The sequence below is a fragment of the Pseudorhodoplanes sp. genome, from assembly GCF_035565795.1.
Lineage (GTDB): Bacteria > Pseudomonadota > Alphaproteobacteria > Rhizobiales > Xanthobacteraceae > Pseudorhodoplanes.
The window spans coordinates 1-23,564 of record NZ_DATMRV010000090.1 but is presented as its reverse complement, the minus strand read 5'-3'; the positions used below and the strand labels follow the sequence as shown (position 1 = coordinate 23,564).

At 62.2% G+C, this 23,564-nt stretch carries 26 protein-coding genes and 1 pseudogene; 10 read left to right on the top strand and 17 right to left on the bottom strand.

What is annotated here, in order from left to right; genetic code table 11:
- The first annotated feature begins 55 nt into the window (after positions 1–55).
- Positions 56–880 (top strand): 3'(2'),5'-bisphosphate nucleotidase CysQ, encoded by an 825-nt coding sequence (gene cysQ / locus VNZ93_RS08920; RefSeq protein WP_325703125.1) that lies wholly within the window; start codon positions 56–58, stop codon positions 878–880.
- Here cysQ and VNZ93_RS08915 read toward each other — a convergent pair whose 3' ends face one another.
- Positions 881–1,381 (bottom strand): YHS domain-containing (seleno)protein, encoded by a 501-nt coding sequence (locus VNZ93_RS08915; protein ID WP_325703122.1) that lies wholly within the window; start codon positions 1,379–1,381, stop codon positions 881–883. It abuts the gene before it with no gap.
- A gap of 103 nt (positions 1,382–1,484) precedes the next feature.
- Here VNZ93_RS08915 and VNZ93_RS08910 point away from each other — a divergent pair, with 103 nt between their 5' ends.
- The 3 genes from VNZ93_RS08910 to VNZ93_RS08900 all read left to right on the top strand — a co-directional run bounded on the left by VNZ93_RS08910 (position 1,485) and on the right by VNZ93_RS08900 (position 4,364).
- Positions 1,485–2,108: a DUF1134 domain-containing protein gene (locus VNZ93_RS08910; protein WP_325703120.1), complete on the top strand. Its 624-nt coding sequence runs from the start codon at positions 1,485–1,487 to the stop codon at positions 2,106–2,108.
- A 149-nt stretch (positions 2,109–2,257) separates the two neighbouring features.
- On the top strand, positions 2,258–3,544 hold the full coding sequence (locus VNZ93_RS08905) for a hypothetical protein (protein WP_325703118.1): 1,287 nt from the start codon (positions 2,258–2,260) through the stop codon (positions 3,542–3,544).
- Between the two features lie 7 nt (positions 3,545–3,551).
- Positions 3,552–4,364: a DUF2927 domain-containing protein gene (locus tag VNZ93_RS08900; protein WP_414710024.1), complete on the top strand. Its 813-nt coding sequence runs from the start codon at positions 3,552–3,554 to the stop codon at positions 4,362–4,364.
- Positions 4,365–4,392: 28 nt separating this feature from the next.
- Here VNZ93_RS08900 and VNZ93_RS08895 read toward each other — a convergent pair whose 3' ends face one another.
- The 14 genes from VNZ93_RS08895 to VNZ93_RS08830 form a co-directional block, all read right to left on the bottom strand.
- Positions 4,393–5,214: an alpha/beta hydrolase gene (locus VNZ93_RS08895; RefSeq protein WP_325703115.1), complete on the bottom strand. Its 822-nt coding sequence runs from the start codon at positions 5,212–5,214 to the stop codon at positions 4,393–4,395.
- Positions 5,215–5,287: 73 nt separating this feature from the next.
- Positions 5,288–5,992 carry an ABC transporter ATP-binding protein gene (locus VNZ93_RS08890; RefSeq protein WP_325703113.1) on the bottom strand — a complete coding sequence of 235 codons (705 nt, stop codon included), beginning with the start codon at positions 5,990–5,992 and terminating at the stop codon, positions 5,288–5,290.
- Positions 5,985–6,740, bottom strand: a complete 756-nt coding sequence (locus VNZ93_RS08885; RefSeq protein ID WP_325703110.1) for an ABC transporter ATP-binding protein — start codon at positions 6,738–6,740, stop codon at positions 5,985–5,987. The genes VNZ93_RS08890 and VNZ93_RS08885 overlap by 8 nt, the downstream gene beginning before the upstream one ends.
- Entirely contained in the window at positions 6,737–7,744 is a 1,008-nt protein-coding gene (locus VNZ93_RS08880) for a branched-chain amino acid ABC transporter permease (RefSeq protein ID WP_325703107.1), read from the bottom strand. The genes VNZ93_RS08885 and VNZ93_RS08880 overlap by 4 nt, the downstream gene beginning before the upstream one ends.
- Positions 7,741–8,616, bottom strand: a complete 876-nt coding sequence (locus VNZ93_RS08875) for a branched-chain amino acid ABC transporter permease (RefSeq protein WP_325703104.1) — start codon at positions 8,614–8,616, stop codon at positions 7,741–7,743. The genes VNZ93_RS08880 and VNZ93_RS08875 overlap by 4 nt, the downstream gene beginning before the upstream one ends.
- 71 nt (positions 8,617–8,687) lie before the next feature.
- Positions 8,688–9,884 (bottom strand): ABC transporter substrate-binding protein, encoded by a 1,197-nt coding sequence (locus VNZ93_RS08870; RefSeq protein ID WP_325703100.1) that lies wholly within the window; start codon positions 9,882–9,884, stop codon positions 8,688–8,690.
- 208 nt (positions 9,885–10,092) lie between these two features.
- The gene (locus VNZ93_RS08865) at positions 10,093–10,647 is read right to left on the bottom strand and encodes a 3-hydroxyanthranilate 3,4-dioxygenase (RefSeq protein WP_325703098.1); all 555 of its coding nucleotides are present in this window, start codon (positions 10,645–10,647) and stop codon (positions 10,093–10,095) included.
- 15 nt (positions 10,648–10,662) lie between these two features.
- On the bottom strand, positions 10,663–11,460 hold the full coding sequence (locus VNZ93_RS08860; RefSeq protein ID WP_325703096.1) for a 3-oxoacyl-ACP reductase family protein: 798 nt from the start codon (positions 11,458–11,460) through the stop codon (positions 10,663–10,665).
- Position 11,461: 1 nt separating this feature from the next.
- On the bottom strand, positions 11,462–13,090 hold the full coding sequence (locus tag VNZ93_RS08855; protein ID WP_325703093.1) for an NAD(P)/FAD-dependent oxidoreductase: 1,629 nt from the start codon (positions 13,088–13,090) through the stop codon (positions 11,462–11,464).
- A 121-nt stretch (positions 13,091–13,211) separates the two neighbouring features.
- Positions 13,212–14,180, bottom strand: coding sequence for a tripartite tricarboxylate transporter substrate binding protein (locus tag VNZ93_RS08850; protein ID WP_325703090.1), 969 nt, complete (start codon positions 14,178–14,180; stop codon positions 13,212–13,214).
- Between the two features lie 16 nt (positions 14,181–14,196).
- Positions 14,197–14,556 carry an AtuA-related protein gene (locus VNZ93_RS08845; RefSeq protein ID WP_325703087.1) on the bottom strand — a complete coding sequence of 120 codons (360 nt, stop codon included), beginning with the start codon at positions 14,554–14,556 and terminating at the stop codon, positions 14,197–14,199.
- Between the two features lie 19 nt (positions 14,557–14,575).
- Positions 14,576–15,907, bottom strand: coding sequence for an acyclic terpene utilization AtuA family protein (locus VNZ93_RS08840; protein WP_325703084.1), 1,332 nt, complete (start codon positions 15,905–15,907; stop codon positions 14,576–14,578).
- Between the two features lie 51 nt (positions 15,908–15,958).
- Positions 15,959–16,942: an NAD(P)-dependent oxidoreductase gene (locus VNZ93_RS08835; RefSeq protein ID WP_325703081.1), complete on the bottom strand. Its 984-nt coding sequence runs from the start codon at positions 16,940–16,942 to the stop codon at positions 15,959–15,961.
- Positions 16,932–17,390, bottom strand: a complete 459-nt coding sequence (locus tag VNZ93_RS08830; protein ID WP_325703078.1) for a MaoC family dehydratase — start codon at positions 17,388–17,390, stop codon at positions 16,932–16,934. The genes VNZ93_RS08835 and VNZ93_RS08830 overlap by 11 nt, the downstream gene beginning before the upstream one ends.
- Positions 17,391–17,513: 123 nt before the next feature.
- Here VNZ93_RS08830 and VNZ93_RS08825 point away from each other — a divergent pair, with 123 nt between their 5' ends.
- A complete protein-coding gene (locus VNZ93_RS08825; RefSeq protein WP_325703075.1) occupies positions 17,514–18,611 on the top strand; it encodes a 5-methyltetrahydropteroyltriglutamate--homocysteine S-methyltransferase in 1,098 nt (365 codons plus the stop codon).
- Between the two features lie 50 nt (positions 18,612–18,661).
- Here the strand turns inward: VNZ93_RS08825 and VNZ93_RS08820 are convergent, their stop codons facing one another.
- Positions 18,662–18,874: a hypothetical protein gene (locus VNZ93_RS08820; RefSeq protein WP_325703072.1), complete on the bottom strand. Its 213-nt coding sequence runs from the start codon at positions 18,872–18,874 to the stop codon at positions 18,662–18,664.
- A 108-nt stretch (positions 18,875–18,982) separates the two neighbouring features.
- Between VNZ93_RS08820 and VNZ93_RS08815 the strand changes: the two genes are divergently transcribed.
- On the top strand, positions 18,983–19,627 hold the full coding sequence (locus VNZ93_RS08815) for a TetR/AcrR family transcriptional regulator (protein ID WP_325703069.1): 645 nt from the start codon (positions 18,983–18,985) through the stop codon (positions 19,625–19,627).
- Between the two features lie 56 nt (positions 19,628–19,683).
- On the opposite strand, the pseudogene VNZ93_RS24910 reads toward VNZ93_RS08815, so the two are convergent.
- Positions 19,684–19,986, bottom strand: a pseudogene (locus VNZ93_RS24910) (alpha/beta fold hydrolase); the annotation flags it as partial.
- 148 nt (positions 19,987–20,134) lie between these two features.
- Here VNZ93_RS24910 and VNZ93_RS08810 point away from each other — a divergent pair.
- From VNZ93_RS08810 to VNZ93_RS08795, 4 genes are read left to right on the top strand one after another with little or no spacing between them, the layout of a single operon-like run.
- Entirely contained in the window at positions 20,135–21,577 is a 1,443-nt protein-coding gene (locus tag VNZ93_RS08810; protein WP_325703066.1) for an FAD-binding oxidoreductase, read from the top strand.
- A gap of 38 nt (positions 21,578–21,615) precedes the next feature.
- Entirely contained in the window at positions 21,616–22,023 is a 408-nt protein-coding gene (locus tag VNZ93_RS08805; protein WP_325703063.1) for a hypothetical protein, read from the top strand.
- Positions 22,020–23,099: a hypothetical protein gene (locus VNZ93_RS08800; protein WP_325703060.1), complete on the top strand. Its 1,080-nt coding sequence runs from the start codon at positions 22,020–22,022 to the stop codon at positions 23,097–23,099. Before VNZ93_RS08805 ends, VNZ93_RS08800 begins: the two co-directional genes overlap by 4 nt.
- The gene (locus VNZ93_RS08795) at positions 23,089–23,421 is read left to right on the top strand and encodes a hypothetical protein (RefSeq protein ID WP_325703057.1); all 333 of its coding nucleotides are present in this window, start codon (positions 23,089–23,091) and stop codon (positions 23,419–23,421) included. The genes VNZ93_RS08800 and VNZ93_RS08795 overlap by 11 nt, the downstream gene beginning before the upstream one ends.
- The last annotated feature ends 143 nt before the right edge of the window (positions 23,422–23,564 follow it).

Below are 23,564 nucleotides of genomic sequence, written 5' to 3'. Positions count from 1 at the left end.
CACGCCGCAGCGCCAAGCAGCGTCTCGCGACACAACCACTCTTCGGACCCGCTGCATGACAAATGAATTCGCCGATCCAGCCTTGCTCGACGCATTGACCGGGATCGCATCGCAAGCCGGCGCCGCCATCATGCGCATCCGCAGCGCGGGAACCAGCGTCCGCACCAAATCCGATGCAAGTCCGGTGACGGAAGCGGATGAAGCTGCTGAAGCCATCATCCTCGATGGGCTCACGCGCACGCTGCCGGGGATCACGGTGGTGTCAGAGGAGGCGGCATCGCGAGAAGTGATGCCGGCGTTGCCCGACATATTCGTTCTGGTCGATCCCCTCGACGGCACGCGCGAATTCATCGACGGCCGCGACGAGTTTACCGTCAACATCGCGATCGTCCGGGATGGCCGGCCTCTCGCCGGTATCGTCGCCGCGCCCGCGCTTGGAACAATATGGCGCGGCGCAATCGATTCAGGGTCCGAACGATTGCGATTGCAACCCGGTGCTTCGCCGAAAGATGCGTGCGAACGGTCGGCGCTGCGCACGCACGCGCATCAAAGCGGGCCATGGCGCGCTGTGGTCAGCCGCTCGCATCTCGACCCGAATACTGAACAGTGGCTCACACGCTTTGACGTACTGGAGCGCCTTGATTGCGGTTCGTCGGTCAAGTTCTGCCGGATTGCCGAGGGCACGGCCGATGTCTATCCGCGCCTCGGCCGGACGTCGGAATGGGACATCGCAGCTGGCGACGCGGTGCTGACGGCTGCCGGCGGCGTCGTACTTTCACTGGACGGGACGCCGGTTCGATACGGACAGATCGCGAACAATCTCAAGGTCCCGTCCTTCGTCGCCTGGTGCGACCCGGCGGACGCGGCACGGTTTGGCTGACTACGGAACGAGGCTCTGGCTCACGTGCGGCCAGTTGACTTCCGCCTGTAGCGCCGCCTGACCGGGATCGGCCCTGAACTGCTTGCGGGCGTCTTCCGAGTAGAACAGGAACAGGCGGTCGTTATGGATCGCCCAGAAATCCGGGTGGCCCGGACGGGCGATGTTGCTCGAAATCGCAATCGGGTCGTAGCCGCCATATTGCGGCATGTAGACGTCCGGATCCCTGGCAAAGGCGTCCCGATTGCCCTCGTTGTGAAAGCGCCAGGCAACGCCCGCGTGCTTCACCTCGAGATGCTCGCGCCCCATCTTCGGCGCGCCATCCGTAAAATAGGCGACCGGATCGTAGCCGTAGATCGCCAGACCCGTGTTGTGATCGGTGACGATCTGCTCGGTGGTCGCCGCGTAACCGGCCTGCCACAGGACCACGGCCGGAGCCCCGGAAAACAGAAGCCAGAGCATCGCAAGTCGGACGCCAAGCCGTTGACGGCGCAGTGTTGTCATGATTCGGTCCAACAAGTGTTCCGATTCGGATGCCTTTAACTGACTGCATCCATGTGAGTAACCGGTTAAGCCGGCCCACCGATCTTTCCTTATGGAGCACCCGATGCGTTCGCTGATCCGCCTGTTGGCCGCCGCGGCCTGCCTGGCCTGCGTCACCGGCCAGCCGACGCTGGCGCAACAGCCGCAACCCGTGCCGCCGCCGGCACAGCAGCCGGTGCCACAGAACCAGCCGCAGCCCGGCCAGCCGCGATATTCCTCGAACGAGATCCTCGAAAGCGGCCACCGCTTCTTCGGGACGGTCTCGCGCGGGCTGGCGCAGGTGGTGGAAAAGGCCTTCAGCGACTTCGGCCAGCCGAACGGCTATATCCTCGGCGAGGAAGCCGGTGGCGCCTTCGTGGCAGGGCTGCGCTACGGCGAAGGCACACTCTATACAAAGAATGCCGGCGACCTGCGGGTATTCTGGCAGGGTCCCTCCATCGGCCTGGACGCGGGTGGCGAAGGCGCACGCACCATGATGCTGGTCTACAACCTGCCCTCCACCGAAACGATCTATAACCGGTTCGGCGGCATCGACGGCTCGGCCTATTTCATCGGTGGCTTCGGCATGACCGCGCTCGGCGCTGGCAATGTCATTGTTGTACCGATTCGCGCCGGCGTTGGCCTGCGGCTCGGCGCCAATATCGGCTATCTCAAGTTCACGCCGCAGGCGACCTGGAACCCGTTCTAACTTTCGTTGATCGTAATCGAATCCGCTTCCCCGCCGGCCGTCGGCCGGTTTAGGTTAAACGGGCAAGGCGCCAGCGAGCGGCGCCGCCGCCGTGGCAGGATATCCGTGTCACGCCATCCGCTCGGCGCCCGTCGGTTGGAGTTTCCGTCATGATCGAGCCGGCCATGTATTTGGGCATCGGCTTTCTGGTGGCGAGCCTGTTCGGGCTCATCTTCCTTCCCCTGGTCCACTCGCGCGCGGTGCGGCTGACCATCCGCCGCATGGAAGCCGCGACCCCGCTCTCGATGGCGGAGATCCAGGCGGACAAGGATCAACTGCGCGCCGAATTCGCGATGTCGACACGGCGGCTCGAGATGAGCGTCGAACAGCTGAAGGCGAAGAGCACAAGCCAGCTTGCCGAACTCGGCAAGAAGAACGACGCCATCAACCGCCTGAAGGCTGAGCTCGGCGAAAAGTCGGCGACGATCTTCGCGCTCGAAGCGCGCGAGAAGGCACTGAAAGAACAGATGAAGGCGACGGAAGACGAACTGTCCGTCAAGACCCTCGGCCTGCACGAAACCGAACGCAACCTGTCCGACAAGGAAGCCGAGATGGCCCGCCTGTCCGGCGACCTGGGTGACCGCACCGCGACGACCGAAGCGCAGCGCGTCGAGTTGATCTCGCTCAGGACACAGATCGACGCGCTCAAGCTGCGCATCGAGGACTACGAGCGCGACATCAAGAAAACGGAAGAGCGCCTCGAAAAGCAGCGGCAGGAATCCGCCGCGGCGACCAGCAACCTCATGGACGAGCGCGGCAAGGTCGAAAATCTTGGCAGCCGGGTCGGGCAACTCGAACAGCAACTCCTGGTGCAGACCACGGAAGCCGAAATGCTCGGCAAGCGCGTGGTTGAACTCGAAGGCCGCATCGCCGATCAGGGACGTCTCCTGGTCGAGCGCGAATACGAATGCGACCGGCTGCGCACCGAGCTTGAGAATGCCCGGCGCACCGGTTTTCACCTGCGCGAGGAACTTGCCTCAACCGGCAGTCAACAGCGCGAGTTCGTCAAGACGCTGACCGCGGAAAAAGAGGTCCTGCAGAAAGAGCTTGAGCTCGCCAATTCGGAGCGGAGCAAGCTGCAGACAGAGCTCGCCGCGATGAAGCGCGAAGCTGAATCAAGCTGGGCGGCCGAGCGTGTCGAGAATGCCCTGCTGCGCGAGCGCATCAACGACGTCGCCGCCGAGGTCGCGAAACTCGCGGTTACGCTCGAGGGGCCGAATTCCCCGATCGAGGCGATCCTCGCTTCATCCGAGACAAAGCCGGCGCGTGCTGCGCCCAGCGGCCCGGTCCCCGTGCCGGCGCCGGCGAACGACATCGGCGACGACACCAAAGGCAGCCTGGCCGATCGCATGCGTGCGCTTCAGTCCCGAGCGTCGCGACTGACGACCACGCCCTGACGAAGGATTGCCTGCCCTGCCAACACGCCCGCGCCGCTTCTTCGCACTGCTCCTGCTCACCGTTTTTGCGACAGCAGTGTTCGCTCCGGGCGCTATCGCGGAGCATCCCGACGTCGCCAAGCGCCGCGCCGCCGAGCGCACTACGTTTACCGATGACGAAATTACCGACGGCTTCTTCCGGATCGTGTTTGGCGCGGAATTTCACGTGTCCGGCCGGGTCGACCGCATCCGCAAATACGAGATGCCGATCCGCGTCTATGCGGACAGCCGCGCAAAGCCCGATCGCCGCAAGCAGCTCGCTTCCGTGGTCGACGACATCCGCTCCAAGGTGCGGAATCTCGACATCGCGATGGTCGACAACCGCAAGGACGCCAACGTCACCGTGACGCTGATTCGCGACCGCGACATCGAGAAAACCATCCGACAATTCTACGGTCGCGAGCAGGCCGCACGGATCGTCAAGTCGCTGGAGCCGCAATGCCTTTCAGGCTTCCGCAAGGACGACCTGTACCGCATCCAGCATTCGGACGTGATCATCGCCGTCGACGCTGGCGAATTCATCTTTCTCGACTGCGTCTACGAGGAACTGTTGCAGGCGCTCGGACCGATCAATGATGACGACGCATTGCCGTTCACGATGTTCAACGACGATGTCCAGATGGGCTTCTTCGACATCTACGATCAGTATTTGCTCAACATCCTGTACGATCCGCGCATCCGCGCAGGCATGACCAAGGAGCAGGTTAAGGAATTGCTGCCGCAAATCCTTCCGGACGTGCGAGCCTGGATCACGAAGGTGAACGGGCTGAAGGAGCCCTGATCGTCGTCCGCGACGCTCGACCGGAGCGCTACAATCCCTTCAGCCAGTCGATGATCTGCCCGCGTGACTGGTACGGCGTCGACAGATGCATGCTTGCCGTGACCGAATATTTGCTCTTCGGATGCCTGACGCCGCGCCCATAGACATAGTCCTTGCCGTGCAGCACCATCGGATCGGCAATACCGACGATCCACAACAGCGGCACGTCGTCCATTGCAGCCGCGTTCTTCGGCATCACCGCAGGTCCGTCCGGATCGAACATCGACAGATAGACTTCCGGCGTTGCGCGAACCTGGAACGGGATTCCCTGCGCAAGGTCCGGAAACGACGTGCGCACCTGGCCCTGGCCGGCGGCGACCATCTTCCTTGCCTGTGCGATCGCCCCGCCCGTGCGGGCGCGCAAAGCCCAGGCTTCCGGCAGGTGCCCCGGCGCAAGCGCCACAATGCCATGCAGTCCCTTGCGCCGCGCCCCGTATCCGATAGCCGCATTCGCGCCGAGGCTGTGTCCGATGACGACGATCTTCTGCGCTCCGGCCTTCCTGAGCCGCTCGGCTGCGCTATCGATCTCGGACATCGCCTGTTCGTAGGTCGCGTCATAAATGCGGCGCGCCGACCACGGCATCTCCGGGGCGTCCACCAAAGCGCCTTCGCGCTTCAGCGATTCATGCAGCCCCTCGATCATGGTGGTCGGGGTGCCGCCCTTGCCGTGGATCAGCACAATGCCGAAACCGGACAGGTCATGCTGGGCGCGCGCCGGTGCTGCATCCACGACGGCCGCGAACGCGGCGAACAGTCCGAAGACGATGTCCTGGAAGCGCAGACGCATGATCCTGGGCCTGGTCCGAATCATGGGGAGCCATCATAGGCAGCCATCGGCTGCAGCGCGACCCCGCATGGAAGCCGGATTTTTCTCAGGAAAACGCCTATTCGGAGACGCCAATGAGGCCGGCCAGCCGCTCCGGATCGTCCCGCAGCGGCTTGGACGGTCCGTCATAGACGACCCGGCCCTTGTCCATGACGATCGTGCGCGGCGAAAAAGCGAGCGCAACCCGGCTGTTCTGCTCCACCAGCACAATGGTCAGGGCGCCCTCGTCGCGCAGCTTCCCCAGCACCTCGGCGAGGGTCTCGACGAGGACCGGCGCCAGCCCCTCCGTCGGCTCATCCATCAGGAGGACGGACGGATTGGTCATCAGCGCGCGGGCGATCGAGAGCATCTGTTGCTCGCCGCCGGAAAGCTGGTTGCCCATATTGCCGAGCCGCTCGCGCAGGCGCGGAAACAGTTCGAAGATCCGCGCCTCCGTCCAGTAGCCGGGTCGAGCCGCGATCTCGAGATTCTCGCGCACGGACAGCGAGGGGAATATCTCGCGCTCCTGCGGAACGAGACCGATCCCCTTGAGCGCCCGTTGATAGACCGGCAGGTGTGTCACCGGATTGCCGTCGAGCAGCACATCACCGCTCTTGACGTTGGTATGCCCCATGGCGGTGACGAGCAGCGTGGTCTTGCCGACGCCATTGCGGCCGATGATGCTCACGCTCTCGCCCGGCGCGACGGAAAGATCGATGCCTTCGAGCACCACGGTATCACCGTATCCGGCAGACAGGTTTTTCCAGGCGAGCGCGCTAGCCATGTGCAGCCTGCCCCAGATACACGGCGCGGACATCGGCATTGGCGCCGATTTCCTTCGGCGTGCCTTCGGCAAAGATGCGTCCACCGACCAGCACCGTGATGCGCTCGGCGAACCGGAACACGAGATCCATGTCGTGTTCGATGATCAGCACACCGATATCCTTTGGCAATCGTGCGATCGCATCGAGAATGATATGGCTCTCCGCGCTCGGAACGCCCGCCGCGGGCTCGTCGAGCAGCAGAACCTTGGGTGCAAGCCCGAGCGCTATCGCGATCTCGACGAGCCGCTGGCGGCCATAGGGCAATTCGGAAATCCTGTGGCTCGCCACATCCTGCAGCTTGAGCATCTCGAGAAGCGCCATCGCGGCGTCGATAACATCCTTGCGCTTGCCCGCCGGCCTGAACATCGTCGGCGCAGCGCCGAGTTGCTCGGAAACCGGGATGTAGACATTCTCGAGCACAGACAAGCCGCGGAACAGCCGGTTGATCTGGAAGGTACGCGCTATACCGCGCTTCACCCGCTCGGCTTGCGCGACCTGCGTGATGTCCTCGCCATTGAGGAAGACCTGCCCCTCGGTGGGGGTGAGGACGCCCGTCAGCAGGTTGATGAAGGTTGTCTTGCCGGCTCCGTTCGGACCGATCAGCGCATGACGCGCGCCCTTCGTCAGCTGAAAATTGATATTGCTCGACGCAACCAGTGCGCCGAAGGTCTTGCTGACGTTGCGCGCTTCAAGCAGCATTTGCGTCATGGCACGGCACGCTTGCCGCGGAAACGGCTCGTAATGGCATCGGCAATGCCGAGGATGCCGTTGCGCGCGCCGAGCGCGATGATGACGAGCATCAATCCAAGCCCGAGCTGCCAGGCCGTCGGATAGAGCTTTGCGAGGTAATGCGACAGCACCATGTAGGCGACGGCTCCGACAAAGGCGCCGTAAAGCCGCCCGTACCCGCCGAGCACCAGGATAATCAGGACCGTCGCGGCGCGATCCAGGCTGAATGTCGACATGTTCACGTAGGCATTGGCCTGCGCCCACAGCGCCCCGGCAACGCCCGCGATCGCGGCCGAGAGCGTGTAGCAGATCACAAGTCGCTTTCGCACCGGCGCACCGACCGCATGCATGCGCAGCGTGTTTTCACGGATGCCGGTGAGGCTCTCCCCGAACGGGGAATACACAATAGTGCGCACCACGACGAAGCCGATGAACAGGACGCACAGGATGTAGATGTATTGCGTGGACGGGATCAGCGGGTTGAAATCGAATGTCCCGAAGATCGGATCGATCGGGACGGTATCGAGACCGTCATAGCCCCCGGTCCAGGCCTGACCGAGATTGGCGGCCTCCTCCAGCAGCAGCATCATGCAGAGCGTGAGCATGAGTAATGTGAGCCCGGTGGTCCGCAGCAGGATCAGTCCGGAGATCAGACCGAAGATGCCGGCCGCTACAGCGGCAATCACGAGACCGCTCAGCGGCTCGGTCCAGATGCCGTGATGCGCCAGCATGCCGACAGTATACGCGCCGATACCGAAGAAGGCCGCGTGTCCCAGCGTAACGATGCCCGCATAGCCGAGCACCAGATCGAGCGACAGCGCGAACAGGATCACCACGAGGATCTCGTTGCCGATCCCGAGGTGACGCGGGAACATGAAGAAGAAAGCGATTGCGAGAATCCACGGAAGCGGTTCCCACCAGCGCAACCGGTGACGGTAGACAAAATCACGAACGCCCGGCTGATCCGTCTCGATAGCGCTCATTGCCCGCTCCGTCCGAACAGGCCCTGCGGCCGGAACAGCAGGATCACGATGGTCATCGCGTAGATGAAGACGGTGCCACCCTGCGGAAGATATTTCTTCAGCACGAAGTCCATGATGCCGATCAGAAGCGCCGCGTAGAACACGCCGGTGATGCGTCCGAGCCCGCCGACCGCCACCACGATCAGAAAGAAAACGAGATACTTGAGCGTGTATTGCGGATCGAGGCCAAGAAACTCGGCGCCGAGTCCGCCGCCGATCGCGGCCATGCCGCTGCCGAAGGCGAAGGTGAAGGTGAACAGGCGGTCGATATTGATCCCGAGCGACTCCACCATGCGCCGGTTGTCGACCGCCGCGCGGATCTGCGCGCCCACGCGCGTCCGCTCGAAGCCCAGCCAAAGACCAAGCGCGACCAGCGCCCCGAACACGATCAGGAAAATGCTGTAGGTTCGATATTCAGTGAAGCCGAGGTCGATCTGGCCGCGCAACCAGGACGGCAGGATCAGCGGCTGCGTTTCCGGACCGATCACGATAATGACGGTCGCAATCATGATGAAAGCGAGGCCGATCGAGAACAGCACCTGATCGAGTTCGGACGCTCGATAAAGCCTGGAATAGAACAGCCGCTCCAGCACCACGCTGAGAGCCGCCGTCAGGACAAAGCCCAGCACAACCGCGGGGAGAAACGGCACGCCCAGCCGGTTCATTGACAGCACGATCACATAGCCGCCGATCATGGCGAAGCCGCCATGGGCCAGATTGACGAAGCCCATGAGGCCCATCGTGACGGAGAGCCCGACAGAGACGATGAACAGCACCATGCCAGCCGCCAGGCCACCGAGCAGAATGCCTGCAACGTCCTCGCCGAAGATCACGCCCGCTCCCCTGAATAAAACCGCCGTCCGGTGCGCCGGACGGCGGGTCTCCTCATCCGTTTACCGGACCGTTATTTACCGCACGGGCCGATCTTGTTCGCCTTGCAGGCGTCCTTCACGGAGTCGATCTTGCCGATATTCTTCTGCACCACACGGCCGTTCTGGAACGACGCCTGCGACAGATACTCATTCATGATGATGTCGCGTGTTTCGGGGTCGATCTGGATCGGTCCGCGCGGGCTTTCGAACTTCCAGCCCTTCAGCGCCGCAACGGCCTTGTCGCCATCGAGCTTGCCACCGGTCGCCTTGATCGCCGCCGCGATCGCAGCCATGCCGTCATAACCACCGACGGCCATGAAGTCCGGCGTCGAATCCGGACCGTAGGCCTTCTTCCAGTCCTCCACGAACTTCTTGTTCTGCGGATTGTCGAGGTCGGCGTTGTAGTGATGCATGGTGATGAGGCCGTCTGCGTTCTTGCCCATCGGCTGCAGCTTGGTGTCCTGGGTGATGTCGCCCGGACCAATCAGCTTGACGCCGGCTTCCTTCATGCCGAGCGCGTTATAGGTGCGCACAACCGCGGTGGAGTGGTCTCCACCCGGAACGAAGACGAAGAATACGTCCGGCTTCTTGTCCTTGGCGCGTTGGAAGAACGGGGTGAAATCCGGCACCGCGTTGGCACCGCCCATCGGGATCTCATCGATCACCTTCCCGCCGTTCTTCTCAAATCCCAACTTGAACGCAGCAAGGCTGTCCTTGCCGGGCGGGAAGTCGGTGTAGCCGATCACCGCAGTCTTCGCGCCGAGTTGCTTGGCAGCCGCCTCACCGAGCGCGTGACCGGCATGCCACATGCTGAACGACGTGCGCACATAGTAAGGAGACATATTCGTGATGTGCGCGGTACCAGCGTTCATCAGCACCGCGAGCTTCTTGCCGGCGGTGATCAGCGGCGCGGTCGCGATCGCGTTCGGCGAATAAACCCAGCCTGCAATCGCGTCGACATTGTCCTGGGTCAGCAGTTCCTGAACCACGATTTTGGCGGTCGCGCCGCTCGCATCCTTGTAGTCGCGCTTGATCAGCTTGACCGTATAGGGCTTCAGTTCGTCCGCGTGAGTCTTGAGATAGAGCTCGACGCCGCGATCGATCGGTTGCGCGAGTTCAGCGCCAACACCCGAATACGGCAGAATGAGACCGACCTTGATCTCTTGCGCCCCAGCAATGCCGCACAATGCGACCGAGGCAGCAGCCGTTATCATGATCTTCTTCAACATGAGCATTTCTCCCTCTGGCGCGTATTATTTTGTTGCAAATCTATAGGGCAATCGACCACAGGTGCAAGCCGCGAAAGGACGCGCCAAAAAGCAACAGGACGCGATTTTGTCGCGTCCTGCGAAAATCATTGCTCATGGTCAAGGCCAGGCGGCGCCGGTCGAAGCATGCGGCGCACCATGGCCGGGCAACGGGTGCCCGTAGTCGCCGTCACATCTTCGCCCAACCCTCGGGCGGCGTCTTGCCAGGATGCACTGTCCCGCAATGCGGGCAGGTTCGCGCCTTCTCGTCGGCGTAGAATGCCTCATAAAGCGGTGGCAGGTCTTTCACGATGTCCTTCACCTGGACTTCGACGCGGTGAACGAGCCCGCCGCATTTGAAGCAGAACCATTCAAAACCATCGCGCATCGTGTCGCCGCGCGTCCCTTCGACCACGAGACCGACAGAACCCTCCACGGGCCGCTGCGGCGAATGCCGGACGTGAGGCGGCAGCAGGAAGACGTCGCCCTCCTTGATCTTCACATCGTAGATCTTGCCGCCCTCGGCGATCTTCAGGAGCATATCGCCCTTGAGCTGATAGAAGAATTCCTCGACCGGATCGTCGTGGAAATCGACGCGCTGGTTCGGCCCGCCAACAATCATCACGACCATGCCGGTCTTCTCGTCGAACAGCTGCTTGTTCGAAACCGGCGGCTTCAGGCTGCCCTTGTTGCGTTCGATCCAGTCCTGGAAGTTGAACGCTTTCAGGCGGGGATGGGCATTCATCGGAAACTCCTTCGCTTAACGGTGGGTGGCGCCGCCATCGACGGTCAGACACTGACCCGTCAGAAAGGCGGATGAATCGGACGCCAGAAACAATACGGTGCCGACGAGATCGTCGGGTGTTTCGGCGCGTGGAATACATTGCTGTGCGACGATGCGCACCTTCTGTTCGGGACTGACCGTCTTGCGTTCGATTTCGGTGAAGGTGGCACCGGGTAGGATCGCATTGACGGTAATGCCGGTATCGCCGAGTTCGCGCGCCATCGAGCCGGTCATCCCGGCCAGCGCGCCTTTCGACGCGATGTAGTGCAGATAGTTCGGCCGCCCCATGGTGACGGCGCCCGAGGCCATATGGATGATGCGCCCGAACTTCGCCCGGCGCATCGCCGGCAATACGGCGCGCGAGCAGAGGAACGGTCCCGTCACGTTGACACGGAGCACGCGCTCCCACTCCTCCAGTGGAATCTGATCGAACGGGCGCATGTCGAGGGTCGAAAAGATGCCGGCATTGTTGACGAGGATATCGATGCGGCCATAGCGGCGCTCGACCGCCTCGATCATGGCGGCGATGGACTCCTGCGACGCGACATCGGTCGCGATCGCGAATGCCTGCCCCCCAGCATCCGCGATTTCTTTCGCCACCGCTTCGCCCTTGGCGGCGTTGATCTCGGCGATCACCGGGATCGCGCCACAGGCCGCGAAAGCTTTCGCGAATGCCCGCCCCAGCCCCTGCCCTGCGCCAGTGACGATCGCGACGCGTCCTTTCAACGAAGCAAAGTCGGATTGACCGCCGGCTGCTTTCAGGTTCGCGTTCATGTCAAGCGGCCTTCGATGCGAGCGTTTCGAGCGCCGCACGTGCATCCCATGGCGTCCACCAAGGCTTCAGCCCGAGGTCGCGCGCGATAATTCCGGCGCTGATATAGCTCGGTCCACCCGAAATCGCGCCACCCGGATGAGCACCAGATCCGGCGTAATAGAAATTGGGGAGCGGCGTCCGGTAGCCGAAGTGGTTGTACATGACCTGATCGGCGTTGAACGCCCCCATGAAGATGTCGCCACCGCGCATATTCGGCAACTCGAGCACATATTCGCGCGCCGTGTAGACGTATCGATCGATGATGTTGTCCTTCGTCATATTGGGGCAATAGCGCGCATAGACCTCTTCGATCTTGTCGGAAAATTCCTCCTTGAACGCGTCGAAGTCCCGTTCGCTCATCTCATCCAGCAGCGGCATGACGTGCCAGGCGTAGGTCGTGTGCTTGCCCGGCGGAGCCTGCGTCGGGTCAAGGAGGCTCAGCGGACCTGAGCCGAATTGCACGAGCTCTGGCACGCGGCCGGCCTGTACATCTTGATGTGCCGCAAACAGATCCTGCATGGTTTCAGCGCCGAGGCTCCATTTCAGGGCGCGGTTCACATTCGGATCGAAGGATGCCGCCGCAAAGCTCGGGCTCTCATGCAGGGCGTGATGCAGCCCGAACAACGTCCAGGCGGTATATTTGAAGTTGTCGAGCTTCTTGCGGAATTGCTCAGGCAACTGGTCGCGTCCGAGCAGCCCCTCAAGCGTCGTATGCACGTCGACGGTGCTGGCGACGAACTGCAAAGCGCGGACCGTACGACCGTCCGCAAGTGCGATGCCGGTCGCGCGCCCGCCCTCGACCACGACCCGGTCGATCGCCACCTGCGGCTGGAATGTGCCGCCGGCTGCGATGAACGTCTCCATCAGGCCGCGCGCCAGATTGAACGAGCCGCCCTGGCAGAGCTGATAGCCGGTCTGCAGGTCGAAGGCGCGGATCACCGATCCCGTCGGACTCGACTTGGACAAGGTGTCGGTAAGCCAGGTGCCGAACAGCGACACCTTGAACAGGAACAGGAGCTTGACGTGCTCGTTCTCGAACAGCTCCTCTACGACATCGAGCGGCTGCCGCCGCGTCACTGCGAGGAAATCGCGCCCGATTGCGGTCTGCGACAGAAGCGCCTCTCGCTCGGCCTGCGGCAGCGGTTCGGCATAGCGTTCCGGGATCAGGATCTTCGCGGTGATCTCTTCCGCCCGCGCGTTCCACTCACGGAAGGTCTGGGCATCCTTTTTCGAGAATCGCGCGATATTCGCAACCGTTTCCTCGAGATCGCGGCCCAGTACGAGCGCGGTGCCGTCGAGATGCGCCTGCCCGAATTCGTAGCGCGGCGTGATGTAACTGACCTTGTCGGCGAGGTTAAGATCCCGGAACCACGGCGCATCGCTGATGCTGAAATGATTGATCGAGTGCAGGTTGTGGTAGAAGCCGGGCTTCGTAGTCTCACGTGTGCACAATCCGCCGCCATAGGTGAGCCTGCGGTCGACCAGCAGGATCTTCAGACCCGCCTTCGCGAGATATGAGCCGAGCACAAGGCCGTGCTGGCCGGCACCAATGATGATTCCGTCATAGCTTCGTTCCAGCGCGGCCGTCACACGATGCTCCCTCCGCCTCGGGTTCCCTGTCCCGAAGCGACGGCATCATACACGGAGCGTGAGGGCGTGAAACGACAGAGGCCGCTGCTGCGAGAATAGCGGCCCTGCTTTAGCGCCGGGGCTATTTCACCTCGATCCCGGCGGCAGCGACCATGTCCTTGGCGCGCTTGATCTCCTCGACGACGAACGCTCCAAGCTCTTCCGGGCTGGTCGGCCGAGCCTCGAGCGAGAGGTCGAACAGTCTCTTGACCACCGCGGGATCCTTGAGGGCGATGGCAAAGGCCTTGTTGAGCTTTTCGACAACCGCCCGCGGCGTCTTCGCCGGCGCAAAGCAGGCGATCCAGGCAGTGACATTGACATCCTCCACTCCGGCCTCGCCCATGGTCGGCACTTCGGGCACCAGCGCGGAACGCTTGAGCCCGGTGACAGCGAAGAACTTCACCTTTCCGGCATTGCGATGCGGGATAGTGCTCACAAGATCGGTGAACGACATCGCAATCTGGCCGGAGATCAGATCGTTCATCGCGAGCGGAAGACCCTTATAGGGCACGCTGATGGTCTCGATCCCGTTCTGAACGCGGAACATCTCTCCCGACAGCAGAGATCCGCCCGAGCCGGAGCCGATCGTCAGTTTGCCGGGATTGGACTTCCCGTACGCCACAAGCTCCTTGACGTTGTTTGCCGGCACCGACGGGTGGACCGCCAGAACGAACATGGAGTCGGCGATCTTCGTGACAGGCGCAAAGTCCTTCACCGCATCGTAAGGCAGCGACTTAGTCATCGCCTGGTTCAGGCCATGGGTCGAAGCAGAGCCGAACAAAAGCGTATAGCCATCCGCATTTGACCGCATTGTCGCCTGCGCCGCCAGAACGCCGTTGGCACCCGCAATGTTCTCGATCACCATCGGCTGCCCGAGCTCTTTCGATGTGCGCTCCGCGATCAGGCGCGCAACCACATCGGTTGCAGCCCCGGCGGCGAATGGAACGATGATCTTGATCGGTCGGGACGGATAATCCTGCGACAACACCGGCGTGGCTGCGCCGAACACACACAGCATACCAAGCGCGAATGCGCGAAAATGCCTCGTCAAGGTTCCCTCCAATTTTCTATTGCGCCTGAGATGGCTTGTTTTGCGGATCATTCAGCAACACGACGTCGACCGGCATAGACAGCAACAGGAAGCTCACCGCCTTGCCATGCAGGTCCACGCAGAGGGAGGAGTTCACCCCGCCCTCCAGTGCGTCATGCATCACGAAATTCAGTCCATGCAGCTCGTCGATTTCGTATCGCTCGACCTTGCCGCGAAACTGGTTCGGAAACGCTGCCTTCACTCGCTCAGCCGTGAGGCTCGCCTTCACATCCTCATAGTGACGCGGGTCATAGACCCAGACGCAGACATTGCAGACATTGCCTTTGTCCCCGGCTCGCGCACTGGCCACTTCCCGCAACGGCACACTGGTCTTCATCGTCGATTGTCCGGCTTCTTCAGCTTTGCAGCATGGTGAGGCGATACTTGACCTTGTCGCGATCGACATAGGTCGAATGGGTGGCGACGCTCGGCACGATCGTTGCGCGGAAACCGCCGCCACCAGCTGGCCCGGTGATGCCCATGCACTCGATCTCTTCCGCCACCCGCTCGGCACGCTCGCGCACGCGCGTCCGCATCGCAATTCTGACCCGCACATCCTCGGTACGGGCTTCTCGCTTCACCGCCGTCAGATGCACCGAGTCGACGCCGATGAGATCGACACGAACAGGCTCGGGATACTGGAACAGGTTCTTGAACCGCTCGATCAGGATCGAACGTGCAAGTTCACCACGGTTCATCGCACCTGGCCCCGCATAGCTGATCTCCGCCTCGACAAAGAAGCCGGCGTCGAATCCGACCGTCACTTTCAACTGGTCTGGCCGCTGCTTGCCCGTCGCATTCCTGACCTCGATCCGGTCCTTGCCGAGCGGGCTAAGGCGGACGGTCGCGAAATTCGCGGTCACATCCGGCGTCTTGTAGGCACGCGGATCGTGCACTTCGTACAGCAGCTGCTCCTTGACGGTCTGAATACTGACAAGCCCGCCGGTATTCTCCAGCTTGGTGAGGACAAAACTGCCGTCCTCCTCGACCTCGGCATAGGGGTAACCGACATAAGCAATGTCCGGCACTTCCTTGTAGCCCGGATCGGCGAAGCATCCACCCGTGACCTGCCCTGTGCATTCCATCAGGTGACCCGCGACTGCGCCACGTGCCAGCAAATCCCAATCGTCGTTGCGCCAGCCGAAGTGATGCGCGATGGGCGCCACGAACAGCGACGAGTCCGAGGCTCGACCGGCGAGCACAATATCGGCCCCAGCCTCAAGAGCGGGGCGCAGACCATCGACGCCGATATAAGCATTGGCGCTGATCATCGGCATCCCGAGTCCGCCAATCGTTGTGCCCAGTTCTGGCAGCGGCGTGTCGTCGGACATCAGGTCGATCACGTCATCGCCCTCGACGACACCGATCTTGACGCCTTTGAGGCCGAGTTCGCGCGCAACGTTGCAGGCCGCCTCGCCCGCGGCGCCGGGATTTGCGCTGCCCATGTTACTGACGATGCGGGTGTTGTTTTCGACGCACAGCGGCAGGATGTTGCGTAGCCGCCGCTCGAGGCCGGTATTGTACCCCTTGGTGGGGTCACGCATTCGCTGCGCTTGCGATATCGCAAGCGTTCGCTCCGCAAGACATTCGAAGACGATGTAGTCGAGCCGCCCGCGCTTGACGAGATCCACTGCCGGCTCGACGCGATCATTTGAGAAAGCTGCGCCCGAACCGATCCTCAGCGTCATCGAAACACCCCCCTTGCACCGGAGTTTTTGAAAGTCTCTGTTTGTGAGGGTCTATAATACAATTTCGTTTGCCAGTGTTCCGCTATCCCGAAATTGCGCAACATTGGCAAAGATTGCAGCCATGCGCTTCTGGAACGTGTCGAGAGTGCCGACGGCGTTATGCGGCGTGAGCACAACCGTCGGCAGCATGCAAAGAGGATGCGAACTGGGTAATGGTTCTTCCATGAACGCATCGAGCCCGGCGCCCAGCAGATGCTCCCTGCGAATGGCATCGCAAAGCGCACCTTCGTCGACGAGCCCTCCCCGTGAGGTGTTGATAAGGATCGAGCCACGCGGCATCAGGCGCAACGCGTCAGCGTCGATCATGCCCCGCGTCTGATCGCTCAACGGCAAGTGGAGCGAAAGCACCTCGGAGTTGCGAAGCAACTCCGGCAAGCTCATCCAGCGTATGCCAAGATCGTTCTCCCGCTCAGGAGATAGCGGCCCGGACATGTTGGTGTAGGACATGGATACACCAAAGGCCCGCAAGCGCTGCGCTGCCGCCTGCGCGATACGCCCCATCCCGACAAAACCCACATGACGTCCGTGCAGGTTGCGCGAACGCAGCCGGAATGTCTGCCGGTCGAACGTTCCCTGTCTTATGTTTCGATCGCACAGCGCGGCGTGCCGATAGACCATGAGCATCAGCATGATGGCGTGTTCCGCCACAGCCTCGGCAATTCCGTCCGGGGTAATCGCCAGCCGGATGTTTCGTCTCCTCAATGCAGCCAGGTCGACCGAATCCTCGTAACCCACCCCTTGATGGACCACGAGCTGCAGCCGCGGGCTTGCGTCAATTTCAGCTCCGGACAAACGGGACGTTGCCGCGATCATCACGTCGCAGGCCTCGGCACAACGCAGGCGCTCTTGCGGGGTGTCCTTCGAAAGCGTCAGCACTTCACATCCGGACGGCGCGGCCGCACGGATCGCGCGATAGACGTCGTCGCTCGCGAATGCCGTATAGAAAACCCGGATCACCGTCGCGTCATTGTCCATTGGTCGCGGGCCGCCGGCGCAGCATATGCGCGCAACGCAGCGTCAGGATCATCTCGTCCTTCTGGTTCCAGCAGGGGTGATCCATGATGACCACGCCGCGGTCCGGCTTCGACGTCGAGACCCGCACCTCGATCACCTCGGCCGCGGCACGGATGGTGTCGCCGGGTCGCATCGGCTTCAGCCATTTCACATTCTCCATGCCGGGCGAGGCGATCACCGATTCCGGCCAGAGATTGAGATCGAAGAACAACCGCATCGACAGGCTGAGCGTATGAAATCCCGACGAGATCAGACCACCGAACGCGGACTTTTGCGCCGCCACCGGGTCGACGTGGTAATATTGCGGGTCGAACTCCTTCGCGAACGCGATGATTTCCGCCTCGGTCACGGTGCGGCTTGCGGTTTCGAACCGTTGGCCGGCTTTCAGATCGTCCAGATAAAGGCTCATTGCTCTGTCCCTCGCCCGCCCCTTTCTAGGGCGGCGCGGGGGCGATGTCTCGCCCAAATTTTTCGAATGTGAATTTGATTTTTTTACCCTGTTTGCTAGCCTGAAAAAAACGGAGGAAGCCCAATGCTCGATCTACCCCGCGCGGACCACGTCGGAAGCCTGCTGCGGCCGGATGCACTCAGGAAGGCGCACCGTGCCCACGTGGAAAAGAAAATCGACGACGCAGCACTCGAAAAGGTGGTTGCTGAGTGCATCACCGATGCGGTGCGGCATGAGGAGCAGGCCGGCCTGCGCTTTGTCACCGACGGCGAGTTCCGCCGCGGCTCCTGGTTCCTGGGCTTTGTCGAGTCTCTTTCGGGCATCGAACTGAAAAAGGCCGAGTTGATGTTCCGGCTGGGCGGTCACGAGGCGACCTGGTTCGGCCCCGCTGTCACCGGTAAGCTCGCGCGAAAGCATCCGATCGTCGTGAACGATTATCGCTTCCTTGCGGGCATCACGAAGAATACGCCTAAGGTCACCCTGCCGACCCCGAGCATCCTGCATTTCTTCGGCGGCAAGGAAGGCATGGATCCGAAGTCCTACAAGGATCGCGAGGCCCTCGCCGGAGACCTTTGCGCGATTTACCGGCAGGAAATCGACGAACTCTATCGCGCGGGCTGCCGCGTGGTGCAGTTGGATGAAGTTGCGCTGGCGCTGCTGTGTGACGAGAGCATCCGCGCTTCGCTCACTGCCGGCGGCGAGAACCCGCAGAAGCTCACCGATTTCTATTTCGACATGATCTCGCTGGCCTTGAAGGACAAGCCGAAAGATCTCGCGGTGCTCGTGCATCTGTGCCGCGGCAACTACAAGGGCCACTGGATGGGCCAGGGCGGCTACGACCCGATTGCGGAGCGGCTGTTCTCTCTGCCCGGCGTTGACGGCTTCCTGCTCGAATACGACAGCGAACGCGCCGGCAGCTTCGCGCCGCTGCGCTTCCTGCCGAAGGGCAAGCGCGGCTATCTCGGCGTCGTCAGCAGCAAGACGGGCACGATGGAGAGCCTCGATCAGCTCCGCCGGCGTCTCGATGAGGCGTTCAAGCATGCGCCGGAGGACCGGCTCGGCGTCAGCCCGCAATGCGGTTTCGCATCGAGCGTCGGTGGCAACCCGATCAGCGAAGCCGATCAATGGGCGAAACTTGCCCGCGTGACGGAGCTCGCCCGCGCCGTATGGGGGACGAACTAGGTCCGGTCGTCATTCCGGGGTCGGCGCCTCGCGCGGCCCCGGAACGAGATCTACCGGCTCCGTCCATCCACGAAACGGCGCGCCTTCACATTGGTGAGAAAAAGCTGCGCCAGCCGTCCGGTTTCCAGCCTATCGGTCCGCGCCGCGTGCTGAAACAGCGGATAGACCGACAATGGCCGCCCGGTCGCACCCTGCTGCTTCAGAATGCCGATCTTGCCGCAATCTGCTCGCGCAATGCGGCAGGAAATGTCAGGTCGCGGCACTCCAAGGCCCCTCCCACATGCTTTATCATTGCCGGAGCGCGCCCGGGATCATAGCTTGGGCCTGATTTAAAATTCAAATCCGAATTCGGATTTCTGGAACCGCACACGATGGCAGCCAAAGCCGCAGCAGCAAAGCGAAATGACCGTGCGGCACCGCCGCGCCAACCCTCGCCTCACGTCAAGCAGAAACAGGATCGCCGCCGCAGCGCGATCCTCGACGCGGCCGCGGGCGTGTTCGCCGAACGCGGCTATTTCAATGCCACGATGAAGGATATTGCCGATCGGCTCGGCATGCGACCGGCGAGTCTCTATCACTATTACCCCTCCAAGGAGGCAGCTCTCGAAGAGATGTGCCGCCTCAGCGGTGTCGAATTCTGCGAGCGCCTTCGCGCGATCATTGCGAAAGGCGGCCCGGCGGTTGCGATGGTGCGGGCCGGCATGCTCGGACACCTGACGAGCGACCGGCGAGCCTATGTCGAGAACTTCGTCTTTTCGCGTCGCAATCTTCCGGCTGGCGTCGTGAAGGAACTGAACACGCTGGCGCGCGCCTATCGCCAGCTATGGAAGAAGATCTTCATCCACGGCGTCGAGCGCGGCGAATGGCGCGCCGACCTCGATGTCGATGTCGCGGCCGATGCGGTTCTCGCCCTGTGCAACAGCGCGGCAACCACATTGCCGCGCCGAAAAAACGCCGATGAAGGCGCGGCCCTGAAATGGGTCGAACTGTTCCTGCAGGGCACCCGCAAGCGATAATGCTGTCGCGACCGCAGGGCGTTCAGCCGGTCCGCGAGCACGCCGACGAGTTTATCCGGCGTCTCGATATGCGGGATGTGGCCTGCCCCATCGACGATGTCGAGAGATGAACCCGCGATCATCGCGCGGAGACGCTGGCCCTGCGGCAGCGGCGTGACGCTGTCCTCCCGGCCCCAGATCAGCGCGGTCGGAACGCGGATCGCTGCGTAACTGCGCGGATCGGCGCTTCTCGCGGCGCGGTCCGGAAACAGCAGGAATAGCAACCATTGCGCATAGCTCTGCGTGGTGCCCTCGCGTCGCAGCGGCGTTTGCAGAATCCCGGCCTGCCGGTCGGTCGCGGCCTCAGTCCGGTCCAGCATCATCGCGAGAAAGCGTCGCGTCCATCGCGTAAAATTGCGCATGATGGGTTCCGCCTTGAGTCAGACTCAGGTTGTATAATGCACGAATGCTACCCTGCCTGATGAATGCGTCGCTAACCGCCAGCCTCGAAAAACGTCCAACACAACGATGAAACGGATTACCCGGCGCAGCATGATGTCCGGCATGGCCGCCGGTGCCGCCCTTGCTCTGAGCCCAAAGGCCGGAAGGGCCCAACAGCGCATCGTCATGAACGATGCCAGTCGTCTCAGCCCGACCCCTGTGTTCAGGCACTGGATCGTCAAGCCGGACCCGGAGGCGGAGCTGATCGCCGCATTCCGCAAGGAGCTGAAGGACGCGGCCGGGGAGAAGCGTCCGGTCTGTATCAGCGCTGCGCGCCATTCAATGGGCGGCCAGAGCCTCCCGCGAAATGGCGTCGCGATCACCATGGACATCGATCGCTGCGAGCCCGACCGGAAGGCGATGACCTTCCGGGTGAACGGCGGCACGCGCTGGCATCAGGTGATCGCGCATCTCGACAGGATCGGGATGTCGCCTGCGGTCATGCAATCGAACAGCGACTTCGGCGTTGCGGCGACGTTCAGCGTCAATGCTCATGGCTGGCCGACCCCCTACGGCCCGTTCGGCTCGACTGTTCGCTCGTTCCGCATCATGCTGGCGGATGGCTCGATCCTGACCTGCTCGCGCGCCGAAAATCCCGAACTGTTCGGCTTTGTCATGGGCGGATACGGGCTCTTCGGCATCATTCTCGATCTCGACGTCGACATGGTCGAGAATCGCATGATGCAGCCGCACCCCGAGATCATGCCCGCGGAGGACTTTGCCGCACGGTTCATCAAGGCGGCCAACGATCCCGCCATTCGCATGATTTACGGCCGGCTCAATGTGACGCGCGGCGATTTTTTCGAGGAAGCCAAGCTGGTTTCGTACGCGATTGCGCCAACACCGAAGGACGGATTGCCGCCGGTCAGACGGGTCGGCGCCTTCCCGTTCCTGTCGCGTGAGATCTATCGTGCCCAGGTGGGATCGGAACGCGCCAAGGCGGCGCGATGGTTTGCCGAGAAGCGCGCATCGGGCGGCGCCGCAACGCGCAACACGCTGATGAATGAGCCCGCGGTCAATCTGGAGAACCGCGACCGCCGCCGGACGGACATCCTTCATGAATATTTCGTCGCGCCCGAGCGCTTCAACGACTTCATCGAGGGCTGCCGCAGGATCATTCCGAAATCGAAGTCCGAATTTCTCAATGTCACGCTCAGGCACGTCCTGAAGGACGACACCAGCGTGCTGTCCTTCGCGGCAACCAATCGCATCGCCGCAGTGATGTCGTTCTCGCAGGAGATCACGCCCGAGGGCGAGGCCGACATGATCGTGACCACCGAGGCCTTGATCGATCATGTGCGCGCGATCGGCGGCAGTTATTACCTGCCCTATCGTCTGCACGCACGGCCCGATCAGTTTTCGTCGATCTATCCGAATGCCGCCCGTTTCGCCGAGCGCAAACGGCACTACGATCCCGGTTTGCTGTTCCGCAATGCGCTGTGGGACACTTATCTTGCGTCAATAGCGTAACGTCACAACGACCAGACACAGCGACAAACAGAGGCCGCATGTCGATCATCCGCTGGATTGCCGTTGGCTACGCCCTGGCGCTCGCACTTGCGGGCCTCCTGAACTACATCCCCGGACTGACCGATGCGCAAGGGCGCGCCTTTGGCATTTTCGCGCTCGATATCTATGACGACATGCTGCATTTCGGCTCCGCCGCCTGGGCCGCAATCGCGGCCTTCACCTCGCGGCGTGCGAGCGTGCTGTTCTTCCAGATTTTCGGAACGCTCTATCTTCTCGACGGGTTACTGGGGTTAATCACCGGCTCCGGATATCTCGATCTCGGCATCCTGATCTACGGTGTGCAGAACCTGCCCTTCGGCTTCAAGATTCTCGCCAACCTGCCGCACATCTTCCTCGGCGGATTTGCGGCGTTCACCGGCTTCTTCCTGTCGCGACGGCTCCCTTGAAGCGGGCGCTCCGATGGCTCAAGCGGCTCGGCATCGCGCTCGCGGTGATCGTTGTGCTGTGCGCTATCCCGATCGTCTGGATCGAAACGCAATGCATGGGCAGCCTGCCCAGGGAGCAGCAGAGCTACCGCGCCATCCTTCCGGCCGAGCATCGGCGCAACATGGTCGACACCTATCTGACTTATCCGGAATGGTCGATCGTCCACGCCTATGAGGATTTTGCAGGCGTTGCGCGGCAGCGGGGCGAATCCGCCTTCCGCTATTTCGACAGCATCGCCGGCTACTGGCGGAGCTTGTGCAGCCTCTCCGCTATCGCTTCCGCGAAGGGCGAGGTTACCGGCGAGATGAAGACGATGCTCTATGTCATAGGCATCAGCTTTACCGGGGAAATGGGCGTGAAGGGCGCCTATGAAAAGACCGCCGGCAAGCTGACCGAATGGATCCGGAGATCGAAGCCGACGCCGGAAGATCTGTTCGCACACAAGGTCAACGACGACTACGCAGCCTTTCTGCGCCAGACTCCATGGTATGAGTTCCCCTTCGGTCAGACACTCGCGCGGTTCTGGCGCGACACCTCGTGGTCCACGCCAAGCTTCATCCGGTCGATTGAGCGGCGCATGGCGCTCACGATGGAATACGGTGTGAAGGCTGGCTATGCGTGGCTGATTGCGCAAGGCGCCGCACTGTCGCCGGCGAAGCTCACCATCCGCAGCGTGATCGCGGATGGCGATCCGGTGCCGGGCGCCGACATGAAAGTTGTCGAACAGCTTTCAGACGGCACGTCGATCGTCGAAACGCCCCGCTATCGCGCCTTCACGCAGATCCTGCTCGCATTGATGGAACGCAATCGTAGGATCGTCGAAATCGCAGGCAACGACGAGATATTCATAACCGTACTGACAAAGGACGGCGAGCCCTTCGCGCCGGAGGGCGCACGCGCATTGATCGCCGTTCCGCTGCAGGCGCGGCCCGGCTTCTCACGGCGCGGCTATTCGGTGCGGATCGCGGCATTGCCCGCTTTCGGGCAGGCTCTGCGGCAGGCCGGCGGAGAATTCGAGCACGCCTATGATTACTAGGCCCTTCATGCGCTGGACCGGCGGCGCGCTTGCGGTGCTCGCGCTGTGGTTCGTCGCCGTCGTCGCGCTGACCGTCATCGCCGAGCCGACACGTGCCGTGATCGTCTTCGCGCCTGATCGCGAAAGGATGCTGACAGCGATCCGTTCGGCGGACGTTGCCTTGCTCGACGGCAGCGAGCGCCTGCTCCGTGTGAGCGGCTCATCTCCCGGATTCGTCGCAAGACTTTATGCTTCAGGCGCCTGGCTCGTACTCCCGGCGCGCCCGAGTGGATGCACTACTCCGCCGCGTGCGACAGCGGGCCGTAGCCAAGTGCGCGGCTGAGTTCGCCCGCGCGCGCCATCAGCAGTTGGGACAGGCGAGGCTGCGTCTTCCTGTTGAACCGCGTTCGCGAGATCGTGAGACAAAGACTGCCGCTTGTTGGACGTCACGAACCGGGGACCTCGACCCGCTCCGGATACGCGATC